The following is a 7,770-nucleotide window of genomic DNA, read 5'->3' as shown; positions in this document are numbered from 1 at the left end:
TCTATGAGTTAACTAACTATTTGAAATAATTAACTTATTAGAAAAATTCTGGCGGAGAGAGCGGGATTCGAACCCGCGTTACGGTTTCCCGTAAACACACTTTCCAGGCGTGCGCCTTCAACCACTCGGCCACCTCTCCGTCCTTGCACGAGCGCACCGGCTGGTTTTGCCGCGCGGGTTGGGGATATGCAGTCCCTTGGGAATTTCGCGCGGTATTTCCGCACCTCGAGCGCCCTCAACCGGCGGACACTCAATCCCGGCGCCCATAGCCGTCGAAGCAAGAGGCGCGGGGCTCATCTAGTCGATCCCGCGGCGAATGCCAAGCCATAATGGCGCTTTGTCGGCTTTGCCGCATAAGGGACCGTTCGCGCGGCCGCCGCCACGGCTTTGCCACGCCCCGCGGCCGAATGATGTGCACAGACCGGGCGGCACAGCCTGTCATTGCTTGACTTCGCCATCCGTCCGCTGTCCTTGTGGACACAAGGCTTTGCGGGGGCACAGTCCGGAGATGACTTCGACCAACCAGGGGCCGGCGGCGCGGCCGGAGAGCGGGCTGTCCTACGTGCCCGTGGCGTGGCTCGTCATCGTCATGGCCAGGTCGGTCTATGGCCTGATGTCGACATGGCGGTTGGTCGGCGATTCCAGCCTGCCGGAAAGCGTCTTCTTCCTTATCTATGGCGGCCTTGTCGCAGGCATCGTCACCATCCTTTGGGGGCTTTACCTGCTCGGTCTTGCCTTCAATCGCTCGGCGCGCTTCCCGCCCCATTTCACCATCTGGCAGGTCGCGACCATCCTTTGGCTGCTGGCGCAGCAGGCCTATGTGCTACTGACGCCCGACTTCGTCTTCTCGGCGAGGAGCCTTGTCTTTACCGGCGGCGAGATCGCGATCGGCCTGCTTTGCCTCTACCTGCTGCGCCGCGGTGCCGGTGCCGATGCGGTCTATGCCAATGCGGAAACCGAGAGCCCGCCGGTGCTGGTTTCGGTGGTGGCGGCCTTGCTCGGCATCATCCTTGGCGCGGCGATCGGCGCCTGCGCCGGCTTTGCCGCGGGCTCGCTGATCGCGGATGCCAGCGACATGAGCTGCTTCGAGGGCGCCTGCGGCTATTTCGCCGTGTTCATCGGCCTCGCCGGGCTGATCATCGGCGCCATCGCTGGCGGGGTATTCGCGGTCTGGCGCGTCAATCGACGCAAACGCAAGCCGGCGGTATAGCTCAAATTCGTGTGTGACGATTGCCGGCGGCGCGCGCTCGCTCTATTTCTCTGACGGGGAAGGGACGAAACCCGGGTCTGTGACGGCCCGGTTTCGTCTTGGGGAGGAAGTCTCGATGCTACGTTTCATCTTTCGTCTCGCGGCGATGGTCGCGCTTTCGGTTTCCGTCATCATGGCGGTGGTCGACGTGACGCGCTCGGTGGCGGCCTCGGCGCTGGTCATGACCCCGCTCAATACGAGTTGGTTGGCGGTATCACCCGACACCCGCGCAGCCTTCGAGACCTACGTGCGCGACAAGGCCAGCCCGCTTCTCTGGGACGGCGTCATTGCCTGGGTGCTCGGCCAGCCCGGTTTCGCGGTGTTCGCGATGGTGGCCTTCCTGTTTTATGCCATCGGTTACCGGCGGCAGCGGCGGGGGGGCGCGTTCGCTCCGACCTGATGGTCCGCGGTGTGCCATCCGACGCCCAAGCCGGCCGGCGAACCGAATGATGCGCCGCGCCGCATGCCGGCGCGATGCTTTTCCAAAAGGTCAAAATTCCACGTGAATTTTGTTTCGGGCCGTGCCAGATTGGCCGCGAGCGGGAGGGGCATACTTCCTGCCAGACGTCGTCTGCCCGCCGGAGAACCGGGCTGGCAGGCGGTGCGTAACGGAAAAATAACCGACAGGGTGTGGATCACATGAAACGTATCGTTCTTGGCCTTTTGGCCGCAACCGCAATGGTTCTTCCGGCTTTCGCCGCGGATATCCAGCCGGCGATTCTCTACGATCTCGGCGGCAAGTTCGACAAATCGTTCAACGAGGCATCCTATAACGGCGCTGAGAAGTTCAAGACCGAGACCGGCATCGCCTATGTCGAATTCGAAGTCTCCAACGCCACCCAGCGCGAGCAGGCGCTGCGCCGCTTCGCCGAGGACGGCCGCAATCCGATCGTCATGGCCGGCTTCTCCTGGGCGGACGCACTGGACAAGATTGCCACCGAATTTCCCGACACCAAGTTCGCCATCATCGACATGGTCGTCGACAAGCCCAACGTCCGCTCCGTCGTCTACAAGGAGCAGGAAGGCTCCTATCTCGTCGGCGTTATGGCGGCGATGGCCTCGAAGTCCAAGAAGGTCGGCTTCATCGGCGGCATGGACATCCCGCTGATCCGCAAGTTCGGCTGCGGCTATGTCGGCGGTGCCAAGTCGGCCGGCGCCACCGAGGTGATCCAGAACATGACTGGCGACACGCCGGCCGCCTGGAACGATCCGGCCAAGGGCGGTGAGATCGCCAAGACGCAGATCGACCAGGGCGCCGACGTGATCTACGCGGCGGCCGGCGGAACCGGCGTCGGCGTGCTGCAGGCGGCGGCCGATTCCGGCAAGCTCGGCATCGGCGTCGATTCCAACCAGAACGGGCTGCAGCCCGGCAAGGTGCTGACCTCGATGGTCAAGCGCGTCGACGTCGCCGTCTACAACACCTTCATGGATGCCAAGAACGACAAGTTCACCGCCGGCATCAACGACCTCGGCCTCAAGGAAGGCGGCGTCGACTACGCCATGGACGACAACAACAAGGCGCTCGTCGACGATGCCATGAAGACAGCAGTCGAAAAGGCAAAGGCCGACATCATCGCCGGCACCGTCAAGGTGCACGACTACATGTCGGACAATGCCTGCCCGTATTGATCGGCGCTGATCTTCAGCAATGCGGACCGCCGGGTGCAAACCCGGCGGTCTTGTTTTTCGCGGAATGCATAGTCATGGCAGAAGTGTGCCCTCGGCTGACCAAGCGCCGGTCAGGTAGCCGAGCGCGAAGGCGGCCACCAGCGCCATGGCAACGACAAACCCGCGCCGGCCGCCAAGGGCGTGCAGGCCGACGTCGTAGGGCGGACGCTCCAGCCTGCGAATGACGGGTGGCCGCGCTTCCGCGCGGCTGTCGCCGCTGCCAACGCCGGCAAGCCGCATCTGCGGCAATTCGGCGATGCGCTAGGTGAACAGATTCCAGCGTTTGTCGGTCGCCCCGTCCGCCGGCGCGGCGGGGTCGAAGGCACGCATGCGCTCGGCCAGGCGCTGCACCGCGTCGCGGAAGGCGGGGTCGATTTCGAGGTCGCGTTCGGCGCGCCGGCGCTCGATGTCGTTCATCAGGCCGAACACATAGTCGCCGGCGCGGGCGATGCGGTCGCTTTCACTGGCCATCACGCTTCTCCCTCCCTCACCAATGCGGCGGCTTGGTGACCGGCACGTCGGACGCGGCCTGCTCCTCCAGGGCCAGGAAGCGGTCGGTGAGCGCGCTGAGCTTACGCTCCATTCGCTCGATCACCTTCCACTGCTCGGCGATCTGGCCTGAAAGTTCCTCGATGGTCTTTTCCTGCTCGGCGGCGCGGATTTCCAGCGTCGTCAGCCGGTCGGCAGGCATGATCATTTCAAAACCCCGGTCAGTTGCGCTCACAGGCGACGTATCCGTCGCGTTCCCCACATTAGCGAATGTGAAGGTCCCGGCCACGTTCGAAATTGACAAGCGCGCGGGGATTTGTCGAGAGTGGACAACCCTCCGGCCAATTGGCACGGGCGGGGCAGCATGCTAGGCGTTTTGACCAAGCGATAAAAAAACTGAGTGGGACAGGCTGCATGGCGCAAGCCGCAATCGAGCTGATCGGCATCAACAAGAGTTTTGGCGCCGTGCGCGCCAACCGCGATATCAATCTGGAGGTCGCGCGCGGCACCATCCACGGCATTGTCGGCGAGAACGGCGCCGGCAAGTCGACGCTGATGTCGATTCTGTACGGCTTCTACCAGGCCGACAGCGGCGAGATCCGCGTCGGCGGCCAGCCGGCGTCGATCAAAACGCCGAATGACGCCATCGCGCTCGGCATCGGCATGGTGCACCAGCATTTCATGCTGGTCGACAATTTCTCGGTGCTGGAAAACGTCATCCTCGGCGCCGAGAGCGACGCATTGCTGAAGAGCAGCATCGCCAAGGCGCGCTCGGAGCTGGAGCGGCTGGAACGCGAATACGGGCTGGAAGTCGATCCCGACGCGATCATCGAGGAACTGCCCGTCGGCCTGCAGCAGCGCGTCGAAATCCTCAAGGCGCTCTATCGCGGCGCCGAGATCCTGATCCTCGACGAGCCGACCGGCGTCTTGACGCCGGCCGAGGCAGACCATCTGTTCCGCATCCTCAAACAGCTGAAGGATCAGGGCAAGACGGTGGTGCTGATCACCCACAAGCTGCGCGAGATCATGGCCATCACCGACACGGTCTCGGTGATGCGCCAGGGCACGATGGTGGCAACCAGGGTGACAAAGGAGACCACGGTCGGGGAACTGGCCGAGCTGATGGTCGGACGGCGTGTGCTGCTCAGGGTGGAGAAGGGCGAGGCGGAAGCCGGCGCCGTCAAGCTCGCGGTCAAGAACCTGACGGTCAAGGATTCGCGCGGCGTCACCATGGTCGACGACGTCTCCTTCGACCTGCGCGCCGGCGAGATCGTCGGCATCGCCGGCGTCGCCGGCAACGGGCAGTCCGAACTGCTCGAGGCGATTTCCGGCATCCGCCATGCCGTCTCCGGCTCGGTCATGCTCGACGGCAAGCCGATCGACCTGACCGGCAAGGCCGATCCCGGCGAACTGCGCGACCGCGGGCTCGCCCATGTGCCGGAGGACCGGCACCATGTCGGCCTGGTGCTGGCCTTCGAGGAGAACGAGAACTCGATCCTCGGCTATCACGATGACGAGCGCTATCTGAAGGGGCCGCTGCTCGACATCGACGCCATCCGCAACAACGCCAAGGACAAGATCGCCAAATACGACATCCGCCCCGCCGGCTGCCGGCTGAAAACGGCCAATTTCTCCGGCGGCAACCAGCAGAAGATCGTGCTGGCGCGGGAAATGGAGCAGGATCCGGGCGTGCTGATCGTCGGCCAGCCGACGCGCGGCGTCGATGTCGGCGCAATCGAATTCATCCACAAGCGGCTGATCGCCATGCGCGACCAGGGCAAGGCGGTGCTGGTGGTGTCGGTCGAGCTGGACGAGATCCGCTCGCTCTCCGACCGCATCCTGGTGATGTTCGCCGGCCGCATTGTCGGCGAGCGCGGTCCGGAAGCGACAGAAGGCGAGCTCGGCCTGCTGATGGCCGGCGTCGAGCAGCGGGAGGCCGCGGAATGAGCACGCCCTACGCCAAGCTTCCGGCCTGGGCCGATTACGGCCTGATCCCGGTGATCAACCTGTTCGTCGCTTTCGTCGTCGCCGGCTTCGTGGTGGTCCTGGTCGGAGAAAACCCGTTCCGCGCCGCGGTCATCCTGGTCCAGGGCGCCTTCGGCAAGGGGACGGGCATCGCGTTCACGCTCTTCTACGCCACCACCTTCATCTTCAGCGGGCTGTCGGTGGCGGTCGCGGCGCATTGCGGCCTGTTCAACATCGGCGGTGAGGGCCAGGGCTACATAGCCGGGCTCGGCATCGGCGTCGTCTGCCTCGCCTTCGACAGCATTCTGCCATGGTGGCTGACCTTTCCGCTGGCGATCGTCGCCGCCGCGGCGATGGGGGCGCTGTGGGCGCTGATCCCGGCCTATCTGCAGGCCCGGCGCGGCTCGCACATCGTCATCACCACCATCATGTTCAACTTCATCGCCGCCAGCGTCATGGTCTACGCGCTGGTCGGCTTCCTGAAGCCGCTCGGCTCGATGGCGCCGCAGACGCGCACCTTCCTCGACGGCGCGCAATTGCCGAAGCTCAACTGGGTGATCGAACTGTTCGGCGCCAAGATTCGCTCGGCGCCGCTCAACGTCTGCTTCCTGCTTGCGCTGCTGATGGCGTTCCTGGTCTGGCTGCTGATCTGGCGCACCAGGCTGGGCTACGAGATGCGCACCTATGGCCACAGCCCGAAGGCGGCGCGCTATGCCGGCATTTCGGAAACGCGAATCGTCATTGTCGCGATGATGATCTCGGGCGCGCTGGCCGGCATGATGGCGCTGAACCCGACCATGGGCGACCAGCACAATGTCGCGCTCGATTTCGTCTCCGGCGCCGGTTTCGTCGGCATCGCGGTGGCGCTGATGGGACGTCTGCATCCGGTCGGCATCGTGCTGGCGGCGATCCTGTTCGGCATGCTCTACCAGGGTGGCGCCGAGCTTGCCTTCGAGATGCCGGCGATTTCGCGCGACATGATCGTCATCATCCAGGGCCTGGTCATCCTGTTCGCCGGCGCGCTCGAACATATGTTCCGGCCCTATGTCCAGGCGCTGTTCGCTTCGGTCAGCCCAAAAGCGGTCGGCATCGAAGCGGTCAAGGGGAAGGGCGCCTGAGATGGATTTCTTCATCGCCATTGTGCAGATACTCGACTCGACCATCCGCCTGTCGGTGCCGCTGCTCCTGGCATGCCTCGCCGGCCTCTATTCGGAGCGCGCGGGCGTCTTCGATATCGGGCTCGAGGGCAAGATGCTTGTCGGCGCCTTCGCCGGCGCCGCCGCCGCCTCGGTGCTGCACTCGGCCCTGCTCGGCCTCGGCACGGCCATCCTGATCTCGGTCGCCTTCGCCATGGTGCACGGCTTCGCCTCCATCACCCATCGCGGCAACCAGATCGTATCCGGCGTGGCGATCAACTTCATCGCCGCCGGCTCGACCATCATGCTCGGCCAGCACTGGTTCCAGCAGGGCGGCCGCACGCCGGCGCTGGCGCCGGGCGAGCGCTTCGAGGCGATCATCTGGCCCGGCGCAGACGCGGTCCGCGACGTGCCGATCATCGGACCGATCTATTCGGAGCTGATCTCCGGCCACTCGATACTGGTCTATTTCGCCTTCCTGATGGTGCCGTTCGCCTGGTGGGTGCTCTACCGCACCCGCTTCGGCCTCAGGCTGCGCGCCGTCGGCGAAAACCCAGCCGCCGTCGACACGGCCGGCATCTCGGTCGCCTGGCTGCGCTACCGGGCCCTGATCTGCACCGGCATCCTAACCGGGGTTGCCGGCGCCTATCTGTCGATGGTGCAGAATGGCGGCTTCGTGAAGGACATGACCGCCGGCAAGGGCTACATCGCGCTGGCGGCACTCATCTTCGCCAAATGGAAGCCGGTCAACGCCATGTTCGCCTGCCTTTTGTTCGGCTTCCTCGACGCGCTGTCGATCCGCCTGCAAGGCACGCCGTTGCCAATCATCGGCAAGGTGCCGGTGCAGTTCATGCAGGCGCTGCCCTATGTGCTCACCGTGATCCTGCTTGCCGGCTTCATCGGCAAGGCGATCCCGCCGCGCGCCGGCGGCGTGCCCTATGTCAAGGAACGCTGAGGCAAACGCGGAAGCGAACCGGCTTTTGGACAAGATCGTGGGAGAGAACAACTGAATGTCGCATGATCTGTTCGAGGCGGCCAAGGCTGCGATGGCCAAGGCCTATGCGCCCTATTCGAAATTTCCGGTGGGCGCGGCATTGCGCACCGAGGATGGGCGCGTCTTTGCCGGCGCCAACATCGAGGTGGCCTCCTATCCCGAGGGCTGGTGCGCCGAAACCACCGCGCTTGGCCACTACATCATGGGCGGCGGCGGCAAGATCACCGAGATCGCGGTCATTGCCGAGCGCATGGCCACATGCTCGCCCT

Annotated in this window: 10 protein-coding genes and 1 tRNA gene; 7 read left to right on the top strand and 4 right to left on the bottom strand. The window is 64.5% G+C overall.

Translation table 11 applies throughout. The features are described 5' to 3' along the window. Window positions 1–49: 49 nt before the first annotated feature. Window positions 50–139: transfer RNA gene (locus EOA33_RS17385), tRNA-Ser, on the bottom strand. A 369-nt stretch (window positions 140–508) separates the two neighbouring features. Between EOA33_RS17385 and EOA33_RS17380 the strand changes: the two genes are divergently transcribed. From EOA33_RS17380 to EOA33_RS17370, 3 genes are all read left to right on the top strand, one after another. Next, window positions 509–1,210, top strand: a complete 702-nt coding sequence (locus tag EOA33_RS17380) for a hypothetical protein (protein WP_127406151.1) — start codon at window positions 509–511, stop codon at window positions 1,208–1,210. A gap of 115 nt (window positions 1,211–1,325) precedes the next feature. Beyond that, complete coding sequence (locus tag EOA33_RS17375; RefSeq protein WP_127406150.1) at window positions 1,326–1,649, top strand: hypothetical protein; 324 nt, start codon at window positions 1,326–1,328, stop codon at window positions 1,647–1,649. A gap of 239 nt (window positions 1,650–1,888) precedes the next feature. Then, window positions 1,889–2,878 carry a BMP family ABC transporter substrate-binding protein gene (locus tag EOA33_RS17370; protein ID WP_127406149.1) on the top strand — a complete coding sequence of 330 codons (990 nt, stop codon included), beginning with the start codon at window positions 1,889–1,891 and terminating at the stop codon, window positions 2,876–2,878. A 72-nt stretch (window positions 2,879–2,950) separates the two neighbouring features. Here EOA33_RS17370 and EOA33_RS40535 read toward each other — a convergent pair whose 3' ends face one another. Genes EOA33_RS40535 through EOA33_RS17360 form a run of 3 tightly spaced genes read right to left on the bottom strand, consistent with a single transcriptional unit; the run spans window position 2,951 to window position 3,611 of the window. Continuing rightward, the gene (locus EOA33_RS40535) at window positions 2,951–3,157 is read right to left on the bottom strand and encodes a hypothetical protein (RefSeq protein WP_245482351.1); all 207 of its coding nucleotides are present in this window, start codon (window positions 3,155–3,157) and stop codon (window positions 2,951–2,953) included. Window positions 3,158–3,178: 21 nt separating this feature from the next. Beyond that, entirely contained in the window at window positions 3,179–3,388 is a 210-nt protein-coding gene (locus tag EOA33_RS40530) for a hypothetical protein (RefSeq protein WP_245482350.1), read from the bottom strand. A gap of 16 nt (window positions 3,389–3,404) precedes the next feature. Then, entirely contained in the window at window positions 3,405–3,611 is a 207-nt protein-coding gene (locus EOA33_RS17360) for a SlyX family protein (protein WP_187331332.1), read from the bottom strand. A gap of 209 nt (window positions 3,612–3,820) precedes the next feature. On the opposite strand from EOA33_RS17360, the gene EOA33_RS17355 reads away from it, so the two are divergent. The 4 genes from EOA33_RS17355 to EOA33_RS17340 all read left to right on the top strand — a co-directional run. Continuing rightward, entirely contained in the window at window positions 3,821–5,353 is a 1,533-nt protein-coding gene (locus tag EOA33_RS17355; protein ID WP_127406148.1) for an ABC transporter ATP-binding protein, read from the top strand. Then, on the top strand, window positions 5,350–6,489 hold the full coding sequence (locus EOA33_RS17350; RefSeq protein WP_126058352.1) for an ABC transporter permease: 1,140 nt from the start codon (window positions 5,350–5,352) through the stop codon (window positions 6,487–6,489). Before EOA33_RS17355 ends, EOA33_RS17350 begins: the two co-directional genes overlap by 4 nt. A 1-nt stretch (window position 6,490) precedes the next feature. Further along, complete coding sequence (locus EOA33_RS17345; RefSeq protein WP_126058353.1) at window positions 6,491–7,462, top strand: ABC transporter permease; 972 nt, start codon at window positions 6,491–6,493, stop codon at window positions 7,460–7,462. Between the two features lie 55 nt (window positions 7,463–7,517). Next, the coding region (locus EOA33_RS17340; RefSeq protein ID WP_127406147.1) for a cytidine deaminase at window positions 7,518–7,770 on the top strand (253 nt) is incomplete at its 3' end.

Origin of the sequence: Mesorhizobium sp. M4A.F.Ca.ET.050.02.1.1 (assembly GCF_003997725.1) — a bacterium.
Lineage (GTDB): Bacteria > Pseudomonadota > Alphaproteobacteria > Rhizobiales > Rhizobiaceae > Mesorhizobium.
This window is presented reverse-complemented; position numbering and strand designations above follow the sequence as displayed.